Origin of the sequence: Lentzea alba, from assembly GCF_011067745.1 — a bacterium.
Classification (GTDB): domain Bacteria; phylum Actinomycetota; class Actinomycetes; order Mycobacteriales; family Pseudonocardiaceae; genus Lentzea; species Lentzea alba.
Map to the genome: position 1 here is coordinate 591,275 of NZ_JAAMPJ010000002.1, position 21,549 is coordinate 612,823.

Below are 21,549 nucleotides of genomic sequence, written 5' to 3' on the forward strand. Positions count from 1 at the left end.
CGAATCAGGACGTGCTGATTCGCCGCGCGCGCTGCGCCGCTCGCCGAGGTCGCGCATGACGACCCGCGGCGCCCTCCGCGAGCTCGTAGGTTTGCGTGAGTTCCGCGCCATGTGGGTCGGTTCGACCGTTTCGACCGCCGGAGACCAACTCGCGGCGGTCGCTTTATCACTGCTCGTATTCGAACGAACACGATCCGTTGCCGCAACGGCCCTCACCTGGTCGCTGACGCTCTTCCCGCCGCTGATTTCGGGCCCGTTGCTCGGCTGGGTGGCCGACCGGTTCCCGCGACGCACGGTAATGGTGACGACCGCCTGGTTGCAGGCCGGCCTGATGGCCGCGATGGCCATTCCGGGCATGCCGCTCTGGGCGATGATCGTGCTGCTGGTGACGGTGCTGGCGATCTCCTCGCCGTACCTCGCGGCCCAGGAGGCGAGCCTCCCGCACGTCCTGCCGCCCAAGCGCTACGACGACGGCGTGGCGCTGTTCGGCACGTCCGTGGACATAGCTCAGATGGCCGGTCTCGCCGCCGCCGGCTTCCTCGTCGCCTACACCGGCCCAGGCGTGGCACTCGCCATCAACGCCGGCACGTTCGCCCTGCTGGCGATCTTGGTGCAGGTCTCCGTGCGACACCGGCCAGCCGCAGACCCGCTGGGCCGCAAGAAGAAGGACGACGAACCACGCGGCGTCCTGGCCCTGATGGTGTCCGAGCCGCGCCTGAGGACGCTGCTGGGCGTCCGGCTCCTCGCGGGCCTCGCGATGGTCCCGGAAGGACTCGCGGTACCGCTCGCGGCGAGCCTGAACGCGGTGTGGGCGGTCGGCCTGATCCTCGCCATCGAACCCGCCGCGAACGTGCTGGGCGTGGCGTTGCTCTTCCGTCTCGTGCGAGATCCGGCGAAGCGAGAACGGCTGATCGGTCCACTGGCGATCCTGTCGCTGGCACCATTGATCATGTTCGCGTTCAACCCGAACCTGACGTGGACGATCGTTTTGCTGGTGTTCGCCGGTATAGGCGGGGCTTATCACACGCCTGCTCGTTCAGCCTGGATGCGGCTGCTACCGGACCAGTACCGAGGAAGGGCTTACGGTATTGGGCGCGCCGCGTTGCGCTCGAGCCAGGGCGGAGGAATGGCGCTGGCCGGTGTCGTCGCCCATTCGATCGGCTCGATCACGGCCACGATCGCGGGAGCGGGCGGTATCGGACTGCTGCTGGCGACGCAGGCCACCTTCGCCTGGCGACGCGCCCGAGGTCGCAACGACTCGAAGGCGGTGGCAATCTGAAACAGAACGGTCACCAAAAGCGATATCCGTAGCAGAGGCACCATGATGATCCAAGGTGCGAATGAAGTCGATCGAGGAGAGGCGGCGTTCAGAAGTCACGGTTGTTGCACATGGAAGGACACCTCCTCGTTGCGACAAGCAGCAGCGCGGTGGTCTACGACCTGGTCAGCGGCGGCTTTGCTCATGATGTGCCATGAGCGTAGGGGGTCGTGGTGAAGAACAGTTTGACTGATCGCAGGCGATCGCGGGCACTCGGCTTGACTCCGATTCGCAACTGGGACCTTTGGACCGTTGCGCCTAGTGCGATCGCGTATTTCTTCGTGCTCGAAGCGGCCGTGCTCGTGGCCTCCATCTGGCTGCTGACGCAACTGACTTCGATCTCGACCTCCGACTGGCTGCGCTTCGGCGCGCTCATCGCCGCGATCACGATCCACCTGACCGTCGTCCGCAGAGCCGAAGAAGCCCGCCGCAACGAGGCCTCGGGCCCCCACATCGACCTGACCTCGGTCTGGACCTTCGCCGCAGCCGTGGCTCTCCCCGGCGGCCTGGCCGTAGTGGCCACCATCTGGATGCGCATCCTGATCCAGCCCATCGCCCGCCGCCAGCCGTACCGCTTCGTCTTCGGCACCGCCTCCATGCTCGCCAGCACCCTCCTTTCGTGGGCACTCGTCCACCTTTCGGGTGTCTCACTGGCAGCAACCGGAAACGTCCCGACCGACCTGGGCCTGGTACTGGTCCTGGCCATCGCCGCGGTCCTCTACTGGTTCGTCCAGGTGATGACCGTCGCGGTCGCCTTCAAGATCGTGACCCCGAACTCGAAGGTCCTCGACTTCCTCGGCTCAAAAGTCGACAACATGCTCGAAATGAGCACCCTCGGCGCCGGCGCCATGCTCGGAATGCTCATGACCTCGCACTGGGTGGGGCCACTGCTCCTGGTAGTCCCGGTAATTCTCGTGAACGCCCTCCTGTCCCGAGCCGGAGAACGCCGAGCCCACCTGGAACGCCTGCTGCGCGAGCAAGAACAACTCCACCAACGCCTGGCCGCAGACGCCCACACCGACTACCGAACCGGCCTGCTCAACACCAACGGCCTGGCCGAGTACGCGGGCCGCCTGGCCGAACGCTGCCGCCTGGACGGCGAACCGATGACCGTCCTGGTGATCGACCTGGACCACTTCAAGCGCATCAACGACACCTGGGGCCACCCGGCAGGCAACGCCGTCCTGGCCGAAGTAGGCCGAATCCTGCGCGAAAAGCTCCGCCCAGGCGACGTAGCAGGCCGCGACGGCGGCGAAGAGTTCGTAGTAGCGCTCAAAGACACCCCGGTGGCCCAAGGCGTGACGATCGCCGAACGCATCCGCGAGGCCATCGGCTCCCTGGCCGTCCCGACCACCGACAAGCACCGCAACGTGGTCACCCTGTACGGCCGCGAAATGCAACCGTCAGAACCAGAAGGCGTGGAGCTGCAAGCAATCTCGGCCTCAATCGGCGTAGCCGTGATCCCGGACAACGGCCCGGACATGGCCACAGCCCAACACTCGGCCGACGCGGCCCTCTACAAGGCCAAGGAAAACGGCCGCAACCAGGTCCGCGTAGCAGGCCTGGACATCCCACCGCGCCTGATGCCGGCACCACGCCAAGACGACATCACCAAGCCGATCACGTCGCGAACCGCCTGACGATCAAGGCGATGGTGAAGCCGAGGCGCTGTTGCTCTTCGCGTGCGCTCCGGGTGGGGTCCCGTCACGAGTCGTGCCTGATGCCCTGCCTCGCGGTTGACGAGGTCCTGGTCCAGCAACGGTTCGCCGACGTCCAGGGCCAGGTACGTGAGGTCCAGCGACAGCGGCAGCCCGTTCAGTCGCCACGACTACCGTGCCGACGCCCGGCAAGTCCATCAGGTGGAACGTCGTTGCACAGCCCCAATACCTCGGCATACGAGGTATATGACGAAGCTCACCGCCGTGACGAGAGCGGAGACCGGAAGGCCGGGTTGCAACGACAGCAGAATGCCGCCGACCGCCGCGACTTCGGCGAAAACAACGGAAAGAACGGTCGCCCGCAAAGGCGACGCGGTGATGCGCATGGCGGCCGCGGCCGGCGTGATCATCAGCGCCAGCACCAGAAGCGCGCCGACGACCTGTACCGAAAGAGCCGTCGCGACACCCACCAGGACGGCGAACACGATCGACAGGCCGCGCACCGGAACACCGCGCGAGATCGCGACGTCCGGGTCGACCGAGGCGAAGAACAGCGGCCGGTAGATGAACGCCAGCACGGCCAGCACCGCGATCGACGACACCACCAGCAGGTTCAGGTCCGTCGAGTCGACGCCGACGATCTGACCGGTCAGCAGGCCGAACTTGTTGGAGGCACGGCCTTTGTAGAGCGCGAGCATGAGAATGCCCATGCCGAGCCCGAACGCCAGGATCGCGCCGATCACCGAGTCGCGGTCGCTCTCCCGGCGGGACAACACGCCGAGCAGCACCGCGGCGACGATCGACCCGGCCAGCGCGCCGTAGCCGACCCCGACGCCCAGCAGCAGGGCCGCCGCGCCACCGGTGAAAGCGAGCTCGCTGGTGCCGTGCACGGCGAACGCCATCTTGCGGGTCACGACCAGCGGCCCGAGAACACCCGCCACGAGACCCAGCACGGCGGCCGCGATCAACGCGGTCCGCACGAAGTCCAGTTCGAGCAGATCCAGGAACGTCACGACGCGGCCTCCGCCGTCAGGTGGTGGGTCTGCTCCTCGCAGGCCCCGGCACCGACGACCAGGATCTGGTCGCGCACCCGCACGACCTCGACCGGCGTCCGGTAGAGCTCGGACAACGTCCGGGAGTTCATGACCTCGTCCGGCTTGCCGACCCGGAACCGTCCACCGACCAGGTAAAGCACTCGGTCCACCAACGGCAGCACCGGGTTCAGCTCGTGAGTGACGAACAGAACGGCCGTGTCAGCCTCACGACGCCGTTTGTCGATCAGCTCGGAGACCACCCGCTGGTTCGCGAGGTCCAGGGACAGCAGCGGTTCGTCGCAGAGCATCACGGTCGGGTCGCCGACCAACGCCTGGGCGACGCGCAGTCGTTGCTGCTCACCACCGGACAGCACACCGATCGGCTCGTCGGCGTACCGCGTGGCACCGACCGAGGCGATGGCCGCGTCGACCCGGATCCGGCGCTCACGGCGGTTGCGCAGGCCGAAGCCCCACCGGTAGCCGTCGAGGCCGAGACCGACGAGGTCCCGGCCGCGCAACGTCATGGACTGGTCGAGCGCTCGCTGCTGCGGGATGTACCCGATGGCGCGGTTGCCACCGACCACCTCGACCGAACCCGACGACAGCGGCTGCAGTCCCAGCAGCACCCTCATCAGGCTGGTCTTGCCGGACCCGTTCGGTCCGAGGACCGCGAGGAACTCACCGGGCTCGACCTCGAGGTCGAGCCCGTCCCACAACACTCTGTCCCCGTAGGACAGCCGGGCCCCGCGCAGCGAGATAGCGCTCATGCTTTGAGGGCCGTCGACAACGCGTCCACCTGCTTGCTCATCCAGTCAAGGTAGCCGGTCACACCCGCGGGCAACGTCTCGGTGACCGCGACGATCGGCACGCCTGCCGTCTTGGCCTTCTCGACAAGGCCCTTGGTGACCTGGTTCTCCGTCTGCGTGTTGTCGATGAACACGTTCACCTGCTTGCCCTCGACCAGCTGGTTCATCGACGCGAGCGCGGCGGCCGGCACGTCCGACTCCTCCTCGACGGCCTTGCTGAACGCCTCGGGCGTCACGTCCTCGGCCCCGGTCTCGTCGATCAGGTAGTGCGCGATCGGCTCGGTAGCGACGACCTTCTTGCCCTTGCCGATGCCGTCGACCTTCTTCTCGAGGTCCTCGAGCGCCGCGGTGAACTGCTTGGTGTTGCTCTCGAACGTCGCCTTCTTGTCCGGTGCGAGGGCGCTCAGCTCGTTCTGGGCCGCCTCGGCCACCGCGGCCACGGTGTGCAGGTCGTACCAGACGTGCTCGTTCACGCTGTGGTCGTGACCGTCGGCGTCCGGTGTCCCGGTCTGCGGCTCGGCGTGGTTGTCGCGCAGCGGGAACGCCTCGATCTTCTTGGTGGCGTCGCTGGTGATCAGCTTGGCGAAGAAGTCGTCGTAGCCGCCGCCGTTGAACACGACCAGCTTGGCGTCCTTGACCAGCGCGGCGTCCGCGGGCTTGCTCTCGTACGAGTGCGGGTCAGCTGTTGGGTCGTCCAGCAGCGCCTTGACCTCGACGGCGTCGCCGCCGACGGCCTTGACCACGCTGCCCCACACGTTCGTGGAGGCCACGACCTGGATCTTGCCGCTGTCGGCGGACGGCGTGGTCGTGCCACAGGCGGTCAGGCTCGCCACAGCGAGCGCGCCCACCAGAACGTTGCGGAGAGTCATCACGCCGTCCCTCGATCAGGTAATGGAAACCGTTGTCGAGTTCAGTTTAGAACACGAAAAAGCCCCCGACGGTCACGCCGGGGGCTTTCGCGTGTGAGTCACGCCTCCAGGCGCTCGCCCGATTCGGGGTGGAACAGGTGGATCTCGCTGTGGTCGCGCACCGCGACCTTGACGTTCTGCCCCAGGGTCGGCGGCGTGCGGCCGTCGACGCGGACGACGAAGCGCTGCGAGGAGTCACCGATCTTCACCGCACCGTGCACGAGCGCGTCGGCACCGAGCTCCTCGACCAGCTCGACGGTCATGTCCATGCCCTCGTCACCCGACGGCACGATGCCGAGGGCCTCGGGCCGGATGCCGAAGGTGACCTCGTCCAGACCACCGGCGGCGTCGAGCGCGGCCCGGCTGAGCGGCACGATGATGCCGTCGAGCTTCGCGCCCTCCGACGAGATCGGCACGGTCTTGAGGTTCATGGCCGGCGAACCGATGAAGCCCGCGACGAACGCGTTGGCCGGGCGGTCGTACAGCGCGCGAGGCGTGTCGCACTGCTGCAGCAGACCGTCCTTGAGCACCGCGACGCGGTGGCCCATCGTCATGGCCTCGACCTGGTCGTGCGTGACGTAGATCGTCGTGGTGCCGAGCCGCTGCTGCAGCGCCGCGATGTTCGCACGGGTCTCGACGCGCAGCTTGGCGTCCAGGTTGGACAGCGGCTCGTCCATGAGGAACACGGACGGCTCACGCACGATGGCGCGCCCCATCGCGACACGCTGCCGCTGACCACCGGACAGCGCCTTCGGCTTGCGCTCCAGGTACTTGGAGAGGTCGAGCATCTTGGCGGCCTCGTCGACCTTCGCCTTGATCTCGGTCTTCGGCACACCGCGCAGCTTGAGCGCGAAGCCCATGTTCTCCGCGACCGTCATGTGCGGGTACAGCGCGTACGACTGGAACACCATGGCGATGTCCCGGCCCTTCGGCGGCACGTTGGTGACGTCCTTGCCACCGATCTGGATGGCGCCCTCGTCCACGTCCTCGAGGCCCGCGAGCATGCGCAGCGCCGTCGACTTGCCCGAACCGGACGGTCCGACCAGCACCAGGAACTCGCCGTCGCTGACTTCGAGAGACAGCTCGTCGACCGCGCGGACCGGCGGGTTGCCGGAGAACACGCGCGACGCCTTGACGTAGGACACCTCAGCCATGTGACGCACCTTTCACCTTTGTCTGGGCGCGACGTTAGGCATTGCAAGCGCTTACGGGAACAGACGTAAGCGCTTACGTTTCAGAAGGCTTCCGCGTTGCGGGCAGCCCAGTCGGCGAAACGCGTCGCCTTCCGCCCGGTCACCAGCTCCACATCGCCGCTGACCTGCTGCTCCTCAGCCAGAGGCGACCCGAGAACGGTCAACGTTCCCTCCACCACGTGCGGAGGCATGAACTGCGACATCTGCGCGCGAGCTTCCTCTTCGGACTGCTCGACGAACGGCAACGAAAGCGCCTCAGCCCGCTCGCGCGGAGTCAACGCTTCCGGACCGGTCAGCACGTACGTCCGCCCCTCATGGCCGCCCTGAAGCGCCACTGCAGCAACGGCAGCGATGTCCAGAGGATCGACGAACGGCAGCGCCACGTCCGCGAACGGCGCCGCGGCCACCCCGCCGGCCCACGCGTAGGCGTTGGTGAAGAACCCGCTCGGCCGCAGGATCGTCCACTCCAGACTCGACTGCCGCACGGCCTCCTCGAACGAAGCCAGCAGCGAGTGCGAACCGATCTCCGGCCGCGTACCCGCGACCTGCGACGACAACAGCACCACCCGCCGCACTCCAGCGGCCTTCGCGACGTCCAGCACCGCGGCGATGTCCGTGTCCGGCCCGAGCAGATCTCCCGCGAACAACAGGAAAAGCGCCTCCGCACCCTCCAGCACCGGCTCCAGCGAAGCAGGCCGGGACAGATCCACCTGCGGCCGTGACACCCCGACAGCCTTGTCCCCCAACAACTCCATCAACGGACGGCCAACGTTTCCGGTCGCCCCAGTCACCACGATCACGAGCATCTCCTCAGCCGTTGATTCGGTATCGCGAGGAAAGCTAACATCGTGAAGTTAGTAGGTACCTAGAGGAAAGTGACTATCCATGGAGTCGGAACTGGCCTGCCCGATCGCCCCGGTCGTGGACCTGGTCTTCAGCCGCTGGACGACACCGATCCTGTGGACGCTGAACCAGCACGGCCGAATGCGATTCGTGGAGCTGGAGCGCAGGATCGGCACGATCACGCCGAAGGTCCTCACGCAGCGGCTGCGGCAGCTCGAAAGAGACGGCCTGATCACCAGGACCTACCACCCGGAGGTTCCTCCACGGGTGGAGTACGAGATCAGCGAGCTGGGGCGCAGTCTCGCGCCGATCTTCCACAACCTCGCCGAGTGGTCGAAGCGCAACCTGCCGGAAGTCGAGAAGGCCAGGTCGCGCTACGACCGATGAGTTTCCCACAGCGCCCAGGTCTACCTCCGCACAACCCGAACGCAGGAGGAAACCGATGACCGGCAAGGTGCGACTGCACTTCTCGATGTCACTGGACGGCTTCGTGGCTGACGCGGCCAACGGCTTCGGCTGGCTGGCCCACACGACCGACCAGCCCGAACTCGTCAACTCCTACGCCGAGCGCACGGGCGCCATCCTCGGCGGCCGCAACGGCTGGAACGCCATCCCGGATCCCACCGCACCGTACGGGGGCCAGTTCGCAGGCAAGCTCTTCATCCTGACCCACCACCCGGAGGACGCGACGCCCGCGGCCGGTGTCACGTTCCTGACCTGCGACGTGGCCGAGGCTGTGCGGATCGGGCTGGAGGCAGCGGACGGCAAGGACCTCGAGGTGTTCTCGCCGACCATCGGCCGTCAGTTGATCGAACGAGGACTTCTCGACGAGATCGCACTGCACATCGCGCCCGTGCTGCTCGGCGACGGCCTCAGGCTCTACGACAACCCTGGTGGGGCGCCGATCCACCTGCACCGGCTCGACACCGCCGACCCCCACTCAGAGGTGAACGTGCGGTATCGGCCGGTGCGGCAGAGCGGCTAACCCTTCACGGCACCGGACGACAGCCCGGTCACCAGGAACCGTTGCACCAGGTAGAACACGATCACCGCGGGAATCGCGACCAGGATGGACGCCGCCGCGAGGTGGCCCCATTCGGTGCGGTTCTGCTGCACGAACACCTGCAGCCCGACCGCCAACGTCTTCGAGTCGTCGGCAGCGGACAGGAAGGCCGACGCGAACGCCACCTCACCCCACGCGGTCAGGAAGGCGTAGAAGGACGTGACCGCGAGACCCGGCTTGGCCAGCGGCATGACCAACCGCCAGAACACGCCGAACGGCGACAAGCCGTCCACCCGACCGGCTTCGTCGATGTCCGTCGGAATCGTGTCGAAGTAGCCCTTGAGCATGTAGGTGCAGAACGGCACCGCGGTCGTGCAGTACACGAGCACGAGGCCGATCGAGGTTCCCTGCAGTCCCAAGGCGATCAGGATGTTGTACAGCGGCACGATCAGCACCGCGAACGGGAACATCTGCACGACGAGGAACGACATCATCAGCGATCGCTTGCCGGGGAACCGGAAGCGCGACGCCGCATAGCCCGTCGTCGCGGACAGGAACACCGCGATCACGGTCGTCAGCAACGCGATCAGCACCGAGTTGCCGAACCAGGTGAGGAACGCGCCCTTCTCACCGCCCAGGATCCGCGTGTAGTTGTCCAAAGAGGACTCGTTGAACAACTTCGGCGAAGTCTCCACCGCACGGGCGTCCGGCTTGAAAGACGTGACGAGCACCCAGAAAACCGGGAACACGGCGACCAGCGACGCGATGATCAGCCCGGCGTGCAGGCCGATGGACGCGGCGAGAGAGCGGTCGCTGCGCTTGAGCCGGCGATCCGTGGCACGGACCACCTGCAACGAAGAAGCGTCGAGCGTCATCACCACACCTCGCCTTGCTTGCGCAGTGCACGGCGGTAAACCGTGGCGAAGACCAACAACACGGAGAGGATGAGCACGCCGTAGGTCGACGCGATCGCGTAGTCACGTGAGGCGCCGGAGAAGAAGCGCTCGAACGCGTACGTGACGAGGATGCGGGTGTTCGGGTTCGGGCCGGCGATCAGGTAGATCACCGGGAACATGTTGAACGTCCAGATGATGCCCAGCAGGATCACCGTCGACGAGACCGAACGCAGGCCCGGCAGCGTCACGTTGCGGAACCGCTGCCACGGCGTGGCGCCGTCCATCTCCGCGGCTTCGTACAGATCCCCCGGGATCGACTGCAGACCGCCCAGCAGCGCCACCATCATGAACGGCACGCCCAGCCAGACGTTGACGACGATCACCGCGAACAGCGCCCAGTCGGACTGACCCAGCCACACCGGGTCGGGCAGGCCGACCGCGCGCAGCAGCTGGTTGATGATCCCGTACTGCGCGTTGAACATGTACTTCCACGCGAACGCGCTGATGAACGCGGGCACGGCCCACGGCAGGATCAGCAGGACGCGGTAGAGCGTGCGGCCCTTGACCTCGCGGTTGAGCAGCAACGCCAGGCCGAGGCCGATCGTGTAGTGGAAGAACACGCAGCCGAACGTCCAGATCAAAGTCCGGAGCAGCGTGCCCCAGAACGCGCCGTACGACGAGTCGCCGGACAGCACGTTCAGGTAGTTCTTGAAACCAACGCCCTCGTAGGTCGCCGGCCGGTCGAGCACCGGGTTGGCGATGTTGGCCTCGTTGATGTTGGTGAAGGTGAAGAACACGCCCTGCGCGAGCGGGTAGAGCACCAACACAGCGATGACCACCACGACGGGCAGGACCATCGCGTACGCGTACCAGTGCCGTTCCAAGAACCGGCGCACCGAAATCTCTCCCTCCAGCGTGGTCGTGAGCGGCCCGGCGGACCGGACCGCTCACGAGCTCACTCAGCCGATCGAGTACTCGGTGACGACGGTGTCCTTGTAGGCCTTGGCGACCTCGTCGAGCGCCGCCTTGGCCTCCTTCTTGCCGGCCAGCACGTCCGCGTAGGCGATCTTCAGCGGGTCGAACAGCTGGCCGCCCTCGGGGATCCACGGGCGAGCGTGCGCGGCCTTGGCCACGGGCTCGAACGCGGACACGACGGCGTTGGCCTTCACGTCGGCGTTGCTGTAGGCGGACTTGCGGGTCGGCAGCAGGCCGAGCTCCTTGGCGACCTGCGCCTGCGACTCGGCCGAGCTCATGCACTGGATGAACTTGATCGAGGACTGCTTCGCCTTGGTGCCCTGGCGGATCACGTAGTCGTGGCCACCGACCGGCGCGCTGCCCTTGCCCGCGCTGTCACCGGGAACCGGCGCGATGCCGAGGTTCGCCTTGTCGGTGAACGCGGCGCCCTTGAGGTAGTCGGCGACGGCCCACGGACCGTTGACGACCATCGCGGCCTCGCCGGACGAGAACGCGGCCTGCATGTTCGCATAGGAGTTCGTCGGGTCGAGCGCGGTCGTCGCGGCCTTGGCGTCGAGCAGGCCCTTGGCGGTCTGCAGCGCCTTCACGTTCTTGTCCGAGTTGACCACGATCTTCTTGGCGTCCGCGTCGACCAGGTCGCCGCCCGCGCCGTAGATGAACGGCAGCGCGTAGTACGCGTCGTTGTTGAGGAAGAACGACTTCTCGCCGCCCAGCTTGGCGGCCGCAGCCTTGAGCTCGTCCCACGTCTTCGGCGGCTCGACACCGGCGTCCGCGAGCTTCTTCTTGTTGTAGAGCAGGGCGAGCGAGTCGGTGACCTGCGGGACGCCCCAGGACTTGCCCTCGTACTTCGTGGAGCCCAGCGGGACCTCGAGGAAGTCGCCGGTGTCCTTGGCGAGGTCGGTGTCGCTCAGGTCGGCGATGAGACCGTTCTTCGCGAGCTGCGGCACCCAGGCGACCTCGGAGCGGAACACGTCCGGCCCCTGACCACCCTGTGCGGCGGTCTTGTAGTTGTTCAGCGCCTGGTCGAACGCGACGGTCTCGGTCTTGACCTTGTAACCGCCCTTCGAGGCGCAGTCGTTCGCGATCTTGGTGAACACGGGGCTCTCGTTGGGGCCACTGGTGTCCCAGAAGGTCACTTCGCCCGAGTCGGATCCGCTGTTGCTGCCCGATCCGCCGCTTCCGCAGGCGGTGAGCACGAGGGCGACACCCGTCGCCATGGCGGTCACGAGGGTTGTCCGTCGCATCGTTGCTGCCGTTCCCTCCAGCTGGGCCTCATCTCCCGGTGAGATGAGGGGGTCTTGCAAGTTTTTGCGATAATGTTGCGGGCGATTTCACTACCAGAACCATGGTCAGGTCAAGACGTCGACCGTAACCAAGCCGTAACGACACCGTCTTGCAAACGCTCGTTGCAAAATTTTTCTGCACGCGGCAAGCTTGCGCCCAACCGAGCTTGACCAGGGAGGCAACGTGTCCGGACTGTCCGAGATCGCCAGGGCAGCCGGGGTGTCCATCTCGACCGTGAGCCGTGTCCTCAACAGGCGCGCAGGTGTGAACGAGGAGACCCGGCAGCGGGTGCTGTCGGTGCTCGCGGAGATGCCGTACACCCCGCGCGGACTCGGTGCGTTGCAACGCACCGGCGTGATCGGCCTGCTGGTGCCGGAGCTCTCGAACCCGGTCTTCCCCGCGTTCGCCGAAGCCCTGGAGACGCGGGCGGCCCGCCTCGGCTACTCGTCGCTGCTGTGCAACACCCGCAGCGGTGCCCCGATGGGCGAGGAGGAGTACGTCCGGATGCTCCTGGCCCGCGGTGTCGAGGGCATGGTGTTCGTGTCACCGGAGATCACCAACGTCGAGGTGCCGCTCGGTCAGGCGCCCCGGCCGAGCTACTACGCGAAGCTCGTCGCGGACGGCGTCCACATGGTCTTCCTGAACGGTGCCACGCCTGCGCTGGACGTGCCCGACGTGACGGTGGACGAGCAGCTCGCGGGCTACATGGCCACCAAACACCTGATCGAACTCGGGCATGAACGAATCGGGTTCGTCTCGGGTCCGGCGCGGTCGCTGCCGTCGCGGCTGAAGCGCGCCGGATGGGCCGCCGCCCTTGAGGAGAACCACCTGCCGGCGGGTTCGGAGTACGTCGCGCATGGGCCGTTCAGCCCGGAGGGTGGCGGTCTGGCCGTGGCGCAGTTGCTCGACACCGTGACACCCACCGCGGTGATCTGCTCGTCCGACCACATGGCGCTCGGCGTGATGCGTGAGGCTCACCAACGGGGGATCTCGATCCCGGGCGACCTGTCCGTCGTCGGGTTCGACGACATTCCGTTGGCCGCCTATTCATCGCCCACTTTGACGACGCTCGCGCAGCCCATCGAGGAGATGGCGGCGGCGGCGATCGACGAGCTCGTGCTCCGCCTGGACCCGGATCGCCGCAGGCAGGGCACCGACAACTACACCCGCGTGTTCCGGCCCCGGCTCGTCGCGAGGGAATCGTCCGCGCCTCCGAAGTGAGACGCCCGATGGGCGAATTTGGTCTGGACCAACTTCTGAACAAGGCAGATGGGTCAACCAGGGCGGATGCGTCATTTGAGGGACACGGGTCACCCTCGCTTCACGAATTGGTTCTGAACCGTTACGGTCCTTTCATGGCGCGGTCGATGCATGTGCGACGTCCGGCAACGTTGGCCTCTCTGGCCGCTGAGCTGGGCGTTTCCCGGACAACGGTGTCCAACGCCTACAACCGTCCCGACCAGCTCTCTCCCGAGCTGAGGCGGCGGGTGTTGGACACGGCCCGAAGGCTGGGTTATCCCGGCCCGGATCCTGTGGCGCGCTCGTTGCGCACGCGCAAGGCCGGGGCGGTGGGCCTGTTGCTCACCGAGAACCTCTCCTACGCGTTCCGCGACCCGGCGGCGATCGGCTTCCTCGAAGGCCTCGCTTTGGCGTGCGAGGACGCGGGAACCGGCCTGCTGCTGGTGCCCGCCAACCCCGAACGTGAGGACGTGGCGTCCGTCCACCGCGCCGGCGTCGACGGCTTCGTCGTCTACTCGGTCCCGGACGACGACCCGCACTTGGCCGCCGTGCTGGAGCGCCCGGTGCCCACCGTCGTCTGCGACCAGCCGGACCTCGGCACCGTGGACCGCGTCGGCATCGACGACCGCGGCGCGATGTACGAGCTCGCGAAGCACCTGATCTCGCTGGGCCACCGTCGCGTGGGCGTCGTGTGCATGCGCCTCGCGCGTGACCGCAACGACGGCTTCGTGACCGCGGACCGCCAGCACGCCGCGCACTTCCACGTGCAGCGCAACCGCCTGTCCGGCCTGGCCGAGGCGTTCAGCGAGGCCGGCGTCGACTGGTCGCAGGTGCCCGTGGTCGAGCGTTTCGACCACAACACGGCCTCCGGTGCGTCCGGCGCGGCGCAGGTGCTCGACAAGGACCCGCAGATCACCGCGTTGATCTGCACCTCGGACGTGCTGGCGCTCGGCGCGATGACCGAGGCCGCACGGCGTGGCCTGCGCGTGCCGCACGACCTGACGGTGACCGGCTTCGACGGCATCCGCGCGGGCGAGGAGGCCGGGCTCACGACGGTTCGTCAGCCGGTGCTGGAGAAGGGCCGGGCGGCGGGCAAGCTGCTGCTCGACGCGAGCGAGCGGTCACGGCCGCGGTCGGTGAACCTCTCGACCGAGCTGATCATCGGCAAGACGTCCGGGCCGCCGCGCGGCGGTGCCGAGGAGCGTTGGTTCGGGCCGTGAGGCTCAGTTTTCCAGTCTGAACACCACGGGTGAGCTGGCCTTTCCGGCCAGCTTCGCCACCAGCAGGTAGTCGCCGGGCCCGAGCCGGGTGTGCGCACCGCACCCCGGCTTCGAGGTGGAGCCCGCCCACTTCGTGCCGTAGTTGAAGATCTCCTTGGGCTGCATGACCCGCACCTCGGAACCCGCGGTCGCCAGGCAGTGGTTGCTGGACCACAGCAACGTCGCCCCGTCGGCGCTCAGCACGGTGAGCTCGCGGTGCTGGCGCCCGATGTCCCTGATGCACGGCACCGGCCCGTTGTTGGCCACGTCCATCGACAGTTCCGGCTGGTCACCGATGGTGTAGAACGGCTTGTTGGCCTTCGCCACCACGCCGATCACGTCGTCCGGGCAGGGCTGCGGCGGTCCGGGAGGCGGAGGCGGCGGGGCCGGCGGCGTGGTCTCGCTCGGCGGCGGAGTGGTCGAGGACGACGCGGACGCCGTCTCGGAGATGCTGGGCGGCGGGTTCGACGACGACGCGGCGGCCGCGTTGGCCGGCTGGGGTTGCGGGTCGTCCGAGCCGAACATCCCGACGAGCCAGATCACGAGCAGCAGTGTGACCAGCGCGGCCCCGATCGCGGCGATGCGGCGGCGCCAGTACACCGTGGACGGCAGCGGACCTGTGGGCTCGATCACGGCCCGAACGTAGCCCGACCAGGTGGAATCCAGCGGTAGGCGAGCATCGCTCGATCCGGTGAACGTGATATTGACCCTCTACCCCTTGTGAACGCCTGCTAACTCCGGTTCCAATCGACGCAGGGGTCCGCCGGTAGGCCATGGAGGTTGTCATGACCGCGATCGACGAACTGCTCAAGCGGAACTACGAGCTCGGGAACGTGGTTCCGGGAGACCGTTCGTCCGCGAAGCCGTCCCTGCAGGTGGCGATTCTGACCTGCATGGACTCGCGCATCCGGGTGTTCGAGATCTTCGGGTTGAAGCAGGGCGAGGCACACGTGCTGCGCAACGCGGGTGGAGTCGTCACCGACGACGCCATCCGGTCGCTCGCGCTGAGCCAGCGCAAGCTGGGCACGCGCGAGGTGTTGCTGGTGCACCACACGAACTGCGGCCTCGAGATGGTGACCGAGGACGACTTCAAGGACGAGCTGGAGGCCGACACCGGCCTGCGCCCGACCTGGGCCGTCGAGGCGTTCAAGGTGGTCGAGCAGAGCGTGCGCGGCTCCATGGCTCGCCTCCGTCGCAGCCCGTTCATCCCGCACACGGACAAGATCCGCGGCTTCGTGTACGACGTGCACACCGGCGAACTCCGCGAGGTAGACGCGGTGGACACCGCCGCCGCCTGATTTTTCGGCACGCGGGGCCCTTTCGTACTGACTGATAGTACGAAAGGGCCCCGCGTGCGTTTGCGAGAATGGCGGCGATGAATCACGAGTTGCTGCTGGGCTGGTGGGACACCGCCGCCCGCGACCTGCCGTGGCGCCGTCCCGACTGCACCGCCTGGGGTGTGCTGGTCAGCGAGATCATGCTGCAGCAGACGCCGGTCGCCCGCGTCGAACCGATCTGGCACGAGTGGCTCGCGAAGTGGCCGGTGCCGTCCGCGATGGCGGCCGCGTCCCAGGGCGAGGTGCTCCGCATGTGGGGCAAGCTCGGTTACCCGCGCCGTGCTCTGCGGCTGCACGAGGCTGCCACGGCCATCGCGCGCGATCACGACGATGTGGTGCCTTCGGACGTTGAGACGCTGGAATCGTTGCCGGGCATCGGCAGCTACACGGCTCGTGCGGTGGCCACGTTCGCGTACGGGCAGAAGTGCGCTGTCGTCGACACGAACGTGCGGCGCGTGGTGGCTCGCGCGGTACACGGAGCCGGTGACGCCGGGCCGCCGTCGACCAAGCGCGACCTGCGGGACGTCGAAGCGATCCTGCCCGACGCTCAGGACGACGCCGCGGTGTTCTCGGCGGCGTTGATGGAGCTCGGGGCGTTGATCTGCACGGCCAAGAACCAGAAGTGCGCGGACTGCCCGCTGTACGCCGAGTGCGCCTGGCAGTTGGCTGGCCGGCCTGCCTATGCGGGGCCGGAGAAGAAGGTGCAGAAGTTCGCGGGCACCGACCGGCAGGTCCGAGGCAAGTTGCTGGACGTGCTGCGCGGCGCGCCGGGACCGGTGCCCAAGGCACAGCTCGACCTCGTCTGGAACGACATCACGCAGCGGGAGAAGTGCCTGGTCTCGCTGCTCGACGACGGGTTGCTGGAGCAAACGCGGGACGGCCTGTTCGCACTACCTGGAGAGCACTGATGCACGCGCTCGTGGCGTTCTTCGACAACGAGGCGGACGCCAAGGTCCGCGAGCTGCAACGGCGCGTCGGCGCGAAACTCGAGTACCCGCCGCACCTGACCTACGCCGTCGCGAGCACCATCGGCCCCAAGGTCCGCAAGGAGTTGCGCGAGGATCTGGAACGGCTGTGGATGCCGGATCTCTGGCTGCACACGCTCAGCACGTTCTCGACGGTCGAGAACGTGCTGATGCTCGCCGCCGTGGTCGACGCCGAGCTGCTGGCCGTGCACTCGGCGATCCACGACGTGCTGGCGGGCCACGTGAAGAACCCGAGCGCGTACTACCTGCCCGGCAGCTGGGTGCCGCACTGCACGCTCGTCCACAACATCGACGACGACGCCATGAAGGCGGCGTTCGCCGAAGTGTTCCCGGTCGAGCCGATCCGCGCGAAGGTCCGCGAGGTCTCGATCGTCGACACTCAGACCGGCGAGATCGACGTGCTCAAGAAGGCCTCCACCGCACCCCGGTAGACCCACGGCGCGCTGGCGTGCACCACGTGTCCGGCTTCCGGCACGTAGAGGTACCGGCCGCCCGAACGCCGCGCCGCCTCCTCCATCTGCCCTGGCAGCTGGCCGCCCTGACCTGCCTCGATGACCAGCGACGGGCACTGCACGCGGTCGATCTGGTCCCAGTACGCCCGCGTGCCCCACTCGGCCGCGATCTCGTAGAGGTCGTCCATCGAGGCGATCAGGTGCCAGCCGTCCTCGCGTTCCTCGAAGTACTCGGCGAACAGCGGCATGCCGAAGAACTCGGTCACGTGCCCGAGCGACTGGAACGGCACCGGCCAGGCGTCGAAGAACCACTTCCACTCGTCGATCGTCCTGCCCCTGTTGTCCGGGGCGAAGTCCTCGACCACAATCGCCCGCACCAGGTCCGGACGGGTCGCCGCGAGACACCACGCGTGCAGCCCGCCCATGGAGTGCCCGATCACCACAGCGGGCCCGAGGTCCAGATCCTCGATCGCCTTCGCGGCGTCGTCGACGAAGTCCTCGGTGCGAAACGGCCCCCGCTGCGGGTTTCTGCCGTGCCCGCGCTGGTCGATCCCGACGACACGGCCGAAAGGTTTGAGCCACTGCGCGACCGGCCACCAAGCGGTGGCCCTGCTCATCAGGCCGTGCAGGAGCAGTACGCCTTGACCCGTTCCGCCGAACTCCACCACCGACACAGGGATGATTAAACGCATGAAGGCCCGTCCGTACCTGATCGCCCTGGTGTTGCTCGTGCTCGTCGCCGGCCTTCTCGTCGTGTTCCGCACGCCGAGTGGCGACAACGCGCAGCAGCAGCGTCAGGAGACGTCGCCGGAGGCCGCGGTGGAGGCCGGCGCGGGCGCGGGCGACGCCTACTACCCGACGGACGGCAACAGCGGTTACGACGTCACGCTCTACGACCTGAAGATCACCTACGACCCGAAGTCGAAGCAGCTGGAGGGCGTCGCGACGATCACCGCGACCGCCACCGCGGACCTGTCGAGGTTCAACCTCGACCTGGAGGGTCTGAAGGTCAGCGATGTGAAAGTCGGCGGTCAGCCCGCGAAGTTCGTGCAGGAGGGCGACCACGAGCTGGTGATCACGCCGTCCACGCCGCTCGCGAAGACCAAGCCGTTCACCGCGGTCGTCACCTACGGCGGTGAGCCCAAGGCCGTCGCGGACGCCTCGCTGGGCCGCAGCGGCTGGCAGATCTCGTCGACCGGCGGGGCGTTCGCCGCAGGTCAGCCGCACTCCGCGACGTCCTGGTTCCCGGCCAACGACACCCCGCGCGACAAGGCGACCCTGAAGCTCGCGGCCCGCGTCCCCGACGGCTGGACGGCGGTCTCGAACGGCCTCGAAGGCCCGGTCACGCGTGATGGCGGCTGGACGACGTTCAACTGGTCGGAGGAGACGCCGCTCGCGACCTACCTGGTCACCGTGGCCATCGACAAGTTCGAGATCGTCCGCTCGAAACTGCCCAACGGCACCCCGGTGCTCGACGCGTACGCGCCCGGCACGTCCGGGCAGAAGAAGCCGCTGCAGGCGGAGATGCCGGAGATCATCGCCTACCTGGAGACGAAGTTCGGCCCGTACCCGCAGCGCGCGGCCGGCAGCATCTGGGTGGCCGACCAGATCGGGTTCTCGCTGGAGACGCAGACCCGGCCGATCTACGCGTCGTGGGCCGACCTGGAGACGGTCGTGCACGAGAACGCGCACCAGTGGTTCGGCGACTCGGTGACGATCTCGAACTGGGCGGACATCTGCCTGAACGAGTGTCTGGCGTCCTACTCGCAGTGGATGTGGCTGGAGAAGCAGGGCACGAACCTCGACGAGCGCTACCGCAACCGCGTGGAGGAGCTGCGCCAGCGGTCGTCGTTCTGGGCGCCGAAGCTCTACGACATGGGCAAGGGCAACGAGTTCCGGGGCGTCTACGACAAGGGCATCATGGCGATGCACGCGTTGCGCAAGCAGGTCGGTGACGACGTGTTCTTCAAGACCCTGAAGACGTGGACGGCCGAGCACCGCGACGGCAACGCGTCCTGGCCGGAGTTCGAGAACCTCTTCAAGAAGACCTCCGGGCAGCAGCTGGACGGGTTTTTCCAGGCCTGGTTCCGGGGATCGGGCATTCCGGAAGAGCAGTACCTGCTGCCTGTCGGGGTGCGCCGCTAGCGACGTGGCCCGAAGACTTGCCGGTCATTTCGCGATACGTCCTGCTGAGCGTGGAAGGGCCGCCAAGGATTCGGGCCACGCCGCTAGAGTCGGTGTCATGGCAGTCGTGAAGATCAACGCGATCAAGGTCCCCGAGGGCGCCGGCCCCGAGCTGGAGAAGCGTTTCGGCGCCCGCCTCGGCGCGGTCGACAACCAGCCGGGGTTCCTCGGCTTCGAGCTCCTGCGGCCGGTCGCGGGCGAGGACCGCTACTTCGTCGTGACGCACTGGGAGACCCATGAGGACTTCGTGGCGTGGCGCGACGGCCAGGCGGGTGCGGCGGCGCACTCCGGTGAGCGTGCGAAGCCGGTGTCGACCGGCGCCGACCTGCTGGAGTTCGAGGTCGTGTTGGGGAGCAAGCCGAAGCAGTGATCGAGCAGGCCTACGACCAGGCGGCAGAGCTGATCGCCGGCGCGGACGCGGTGCTCGTCTGCGCCGGTGCCGGCATGGGCGTCGACTCCGGTCTGCCGGACTTCCGCGGCACCGAGGGCTTCTGGCGGGCCTATCCGCCGTACGAGCGGCTCGGGCTGAAGTTCGAGGAGATCGCCGATCCCGTGCACTTCGCCGACGATCCCGAGCTGGCCTGGGGTTTCTACGGCCACCGATTAGCGCTCTACCGCGCGACCGTGCCGCACAAGGGCTTCGCGATCCTGCGCTCGTGGGGCGCCCGCGCGTTCACGTCCAATGTGGACGGCCAGTTCCAGCGGGCGGGCTTCGCGGACGTCGCCGAGGTCCACGGTTCGATCCACCACGTCCAATGCGTGGAACCGTGCACCGACGAGATCTGGGAGTGCGCGTTCGACGTCTCGGTCGATCCCGAGACGATGCGCGCGGTCGGTTCGTTGCCGTCGTGCCAGTTCTGCGGTGGGCTGGTGCGGCCCAACATCCTGATGTTCGGCGACTGGGGCTGGGTGCCGCACCGCAGTCAGGCGCAGCTCGACGCGCTGACGGAGTGGCGGCGTGCGCACCGGAACCTGGTCGTGATCGAGATCGGTGCCGGGACCGCGGTGCCGACCGTGCGGCGTCAGGCCGAGCTGGCGAGCGCGGCGTCCGGTTCGTTGATCCGGATCAACACCCGCGAGCCCGAAGTCCGCCACGGCCGGGGCGTCTCCCTGCCGGTGGGCGCGCTGGAGGCCCTCACAGCCTTGGCACGACGAACTGCGTGACGACGGCCCGGTGATCGCTGCCGGGCACGTCGAACACGTCCAGCTCGTCGACGGGGCACCGCGTGTCCACCAGCACGTGGTCGATGGTGACCGGCGGCGGCCAGGGCCCGCTGTTGCTGGGCCACGTGTGGATCAGTCCCTTGCCGACCTGGTCGGCGGCGTCCACGTACCCCTTGTTCAGCAACCGCGTGATGCCGACGTGGTCGAGCGTCGCGTTGAAGTCACCGGCGAGCACCCTGATCGCCCCGGTCGAGTCGGGAGTGGGCAACCCGGCCATCTCGCGTTGCCACGCCTCCGGCCCGTCGGTGACGACCGGCGGCAACGGGTGCACCGAGACGACCTCGATGTCCTTGCCCGGCAGGTCCACGAGCGCGCCGGCCTGCTGCAACGTGCCCGGCGGGGTCAGGTTCCGTTGCGCGAGCGGGTACTTCGCGGCGATCCCGCTGCCCGACCCGCCCGGCTCGTCCAGGAAGACCCGGTTCGGCAACACCTGGTTGAGGCCCGCCCGTTCGAGATCGCGCACCATCTCCGGGGTCAGCTCCTGCATGGCCAGGATGTCGACCTTGCGCGCCTTCACCTCGCGCACGATGGCGTCGGCGTCCGCGATGCCCGTGAGCAGGTTCGCGGTCATCAGCCTGACCTGCTGCCCGACCCCGTTCGGCCGTGCGTCCGGAAACGCCCGCGGCGCCACGTTCGCCACGAGCACGATCGCCACCAGCGTCATCGTCAGCCCGACGACCCACCTCTTGCGAAACAGCGCGAACAACCCGATGAGCAGCCCCGCGACGGTGATGTACGGGGTCAGCGAGGTCGTGGCGATCATGTACCGCGTGCCGTCGATGCCGAGCAGCCTGATCATGGCCGCCGCGACGAACGCCATCGCGCACACGACCAGCAAGAACGTGGCGAAACCGCTCTTCTCGGCCTTCACCTCGGTGGTGACCACGTCGTGCAGTGTGCCCGAGTGCGCGTCGGTCTCCGGTGTGGTGCTCACACCTGAAGGACGGCCG

At 67.6% G+C, this 21,549-nt stretch carries 23 protein-coding genes; 12 read left to right on the forward strand and 11 right to left on the reverse strand.

Going from position 1 to position 21,549, the window contains the following annotated elements:
- Positions 1 to 55: 55 nt before the first annotated feature.
- The gene (locus G7043_RS11185) at positions 56 to 1,279 is read left to right on the forward strand and encodes an MFS transporter (protein WP_166045487.1); all 1,224 of its coding nucleotides are present in this window, start codon (positions 56 to 58) and stop codon (positions 1,277 to 1,279) included.
- Positions 1,280 to 1,599: 320 nt separating this feature from the next.
- Positions 1,600 to 2,958: a GGDEF domain-containing protein gene (locus tag G7043_RS11190; protein WP_313887805.1), complete on the forward strand. Its 1,359-nt coding sequence runs from the start codon at positions 1,600 to 1,602 to the stop codon at positions 2,956 to 2,958.
- Between the two features lie 215 nt (positions 2,959 to 3,173).
- On the opposite strand, the gene G7043_RS11200 is transcribed toward G7043_RS11190, so the two are convergent.
- From G7043_RS11200 to G7043_RS11220, 5 genes are all read right to left on the reverse strand, one after another.
- On the reverse strand, positions 3,174 to 3,989 hold the full coding sequence (locus G7043_RS11200; protein WP_166045489.1) for a metal ABC transporter permease: 816 nt from the start codon (positions 3,987 to 3,989) through the stop codon (positions 3,174 to 3,176).
- The gene (locus G7043_RS11205) at positions 3,986 to 4,777 is read right to left on the reverse strand and encodes a metal ABC transporter ATP-binding protein (protein WP_166045490.1); all 792 of its coding nucleotides are present in this window, start codon (positions 4,775 to 4,777) and stop codon (positions 3,986 to 3,988) included. Before G7043_RS11205 ends, G7043_RS11200 begins: the two co-directional genes overlap by 4 nt.
- Positions 4,774 to 5,685: a metal ABC transporter solute-binding protein, Zn/Mn family gene (locus tag G7043_RS11210; protein ID WP_166045491.1), complete on the reverse strand. Its 912-nt coding sequence runs from the start codon at positions 5,683 to 5,685 to the stop codon at positions 4,774 to 4,776. Before G7043_RS11210 ends, G7043_RS11205 begins: the two co-directional genes overlap by 4 nt.
- Before the next feature lie 98 nt (positions 5,686 to 5,783).
- A complete protein-coding gene (locus G7043_RS11215; RefSeq protein ID WP_166045492.1) occupies positions 5,784 to 6,878 on the reverse strand; it encodes an ABC transporter ATP-binding protein in 1,095 nt (364 codons plus the stop codon).
- 80 nt (positions 6,879 to 6,958) lie between these two features.
- On the reverse strand, positions 6,959 to 7,717 hold the full coding sequence (locus G7043_RS11220) for an NAD(P)H-binding protein (protein ID WP_166045493.1): 759 nt from the start codon (positions 7,715 to 7,717) through the stop codon (positions 6,959 to 6,961).
- A gap of 85 nt (positions 7,718 to 7,802) precedes the next feature.
- On the opposite strand from G7043_RS11220, the gene G7043_RS11225 reads away from it, so the two are divergent.
- Complete coding sequence (locus G7043_RS11225; protein WP_166045494.1) at positions 7,803 to 8,147, forward strand: winged helix-turn-helix transcriptional regulator; 345 nt, start codon at positions 7,803 to 7,805, stop codon at positions 8,145 to 8,147.
- 55 nt (positions 8,148 to 8,202) lie between these two features.
- Complete coding sequence (locus G7043_RS11230; protein ID WP_166045495.1) at positions 8,203 to 8,745, forward strand: dihydrofolate reductase family protein; 543 nt, start codon at positions 8,203 to 8,205, stop codon at positions 8,743 to 8,745.
- Here G7043_RS11230 and G7043_RS11235 read toward each other — a convergent pair.
- The 3 genes from G7043_RS11235 to G7043_RS11245 all read right to left on the reverse strand — a co-directional run bounded on the left by G7043_RS11235 (position 8,742) and on the right by G7043_RS11245 (position 11,878).
- Positions 8,742 to 9,638: a sugar ABC transporter permease gene (locus G7043_RS11235; RefSeq protein ID WP_166045496.1), complete on the reverse strand. Its 897-nt coding sequence runs from the start codon at positions 9,636 to 9,638 to the stop codon at positions 8,742 to 8,744. The genes G7043_RS11230 and G7043_RS11235 overlap by 4 nt on opposite strands.
- Entirely contained in the window at positions 9,638 to 10,516 is an 879-nt protein-coding gene (locus G7043_RS11240; RefSeq protein WP_166045741.1) for a carbohydrate ABC transporter permease, read from the reverse strand. The genes G7043_RS11235 and G7043_RS11240 overlap by 1 nt, the downstream gene beginning before the upstream one ends.
- A gap of 102 nt (positions 10,517 to 10,618) precedes the next feature.
- Positions 10,619 to 11,878: an extracellular solute-binding protein gene (locus G7043_RS11245; protein WP_166045497.1), complete on the reverse strand. Its 1,260-nt coding sequence runs from the start codon at positions 11,876 to 11,878 to the stop codon at positions 10,619 to 10,621.
- Between the two features lie 223 nt (positions 11,879 to 12,101).
- Between G7043_RS11245 and G7043_RS11250 the strand changes: the two genes are divergently transcribed.
- A complete protein-coding gene (locus tag G7043_RS11250; protein WP_166045498.1) occupies positions 12,102 to 13,139 on the forward strand; it encodes a LacI family DNA-binding transcriptional regulator in 1,038 nt (345 codons plus the stop codon).
- Positions 13,140 to 13,273: 134 nt separating this feature from the next.
- Positions 13,274 to 14,377 carry a LacI family DNA-binding transcriptional regulator gene (locus G7043_RS11255; RefSeq protein WP_166045499.1) on the forward strand — a complete coding sequence of 368 codons (1,104 nt, stop codon included), beginning with the start codon at positions 13,274 to 13,276 and terminating at the stop codon, positions 14,375 to 14,377.
- 3 nt (positions 14,378 to 14,380) lie between these two features.
- Here G7043_RS11255 and G7043_RS11260 read toward each other — a convergent pair whose 3' ends face one another.
- Positions 14,381 to 15,049: a hypothetical protein gene (locus G7043_RS11260; protein ID WP_166045500.1), complete on the reverse strand. Its 669-nt coding sequence runs from the start codon at positions 15,047 to 15,049 to the stop codon at positions 14,381 to 14,383.
- 152 nt (positions 15,050 to 15,201) lie between these two features.
- Between G7043_RS11260 and G7043_RS11265 the strand changes: the two genes are divergently transcribed.
- The 3 genes from G7043_RS11265 to G7043_RS11275 all read left to right on the forward strand — a co-directional run bounded on the left by G7043_RS11265 (position 15,202) and on the right by G7043_RS11275 (position 17,170).
- The gene (locus tag G7043_RS11265) at positions 15,202 to 15,714 is read left to right on the forward strand and encodes a beta-class carbonic anhydrase (protein ID WP_166045501.1); all 513 of its coding nucleotides are present in this window, start codon (positions 15,202 to 15,204) and stop codon (positions 15,712 to 15,714) included.
- 77 nt (positions 15,715 to 15,791) lie between these two features.
- Complete coding sequence (locus G7043_RS11270) at positions 15,792 to 16,661, forward strand: A/G-specific adenine glycosylase (protein ID WP_166045502.1); 870 nt, start codon at positions 15,792 to 15,794, stop codon at positions 16,659 to 16,661.
- Entirely contained in the window at positions 16,661 to 17,170 is a 510-nt protein-coding gene (locus G7043_RS11275) for a 2'-5' RNA ligase family protein (RefSeq protein ID WP_207310933.1), read from the forward strand. Before G7043_RS11270 ends, G7043_RS11275 begins: the two co-directional genes overlap by 1 nt.
- On the opposite strand, the gene G7043_RS11280 is transcribed toward G7043_RS11275, so the two are convergent.
- Entirely contained in the window at positions 17,119 to 17,883 is a 765-nt protein-coding gene (locus tag G7043_RS11280) for an alpha/beta fold hydrolase (protein WP_207310934.1), read from the reverse strand. The two genes, G7043_RS11275 and G7043_RS11280, sit on opposite strands and share 52 nt — an antisense overlap.
- Here G7043_RS11280 and G7043_RS11285 point away from each other — a divergent pair.
- The 3 genes from G7043_RS11285 (at position 17,882) to G7043_RS11295 (ending at position 20,539) form a co-directional block, all read left to right on the forward strand.
- On the forward strand, positions 17,882 to 19,336 hold the full coding sequence (locus G7043_RS11285) for a M1 family metallopeptidase (RefSeq protein ID WP_166045503.1): 1,455 nt from the start codon (positions 17,882 to 17,884) through the stop codon (positions 19,334 to 19,336). The two genes, G7043_RS11280 and G7043_RS11285, sit on opposite strands and share 2 nt — an antisense overlap.
- Before the next feature lie 97 nt (positions 19,337 to 19,433).
- Positions 19,434 to 19,745 carry an antibiotic biosynthesis monooxygenase family protein gene (locus tag G7043_RS11290; RefSeq protein ID WP_166045504.1) on the forward strand — a complete coding sequence of 104 codons (312 nt, stop codon included), beginning with the start codon at positions 19,434 to 19,436 and terminating at the stop codon, positions 19,743 to 19,745.
- On the forward strand, positions 19,745 to 20,539 hold the full coding sequence (locus tag G7043_RS11295) for an SIR2 family NAD-dependent protein deacylase (protein ID WP_166045744.1): 795 nt from the start codon (positions 19,745 to 19,747) through the stop codon (positions 20,537 to 20,539). Before G7043_RS11290 ends, G7043_RS11295 begins: the two co-directional genes overlap by 1 nt.
- Here the strand turns inward: G7043_RS11295 and G7043_RS11300 are convergent.
- On the reverse strand, positions 20,511 to 21,533 hold the full coding sequence (locus tag G7043_RS11300; RefSeq protein ID WP_313887806.1) for an endonuclease/exonuclease/phosphatase family protein: 1,023 nt from the start codon (positions 21,531 to 21,533) through the stop codon (positions 20,511 to 20,513). The genes G7043_RS11295 and G7043_RS11300 overlap by 29 nt on opposite strands.
- Positions 21,534 to 21,549: the final 16 nt, after the last annotated feature.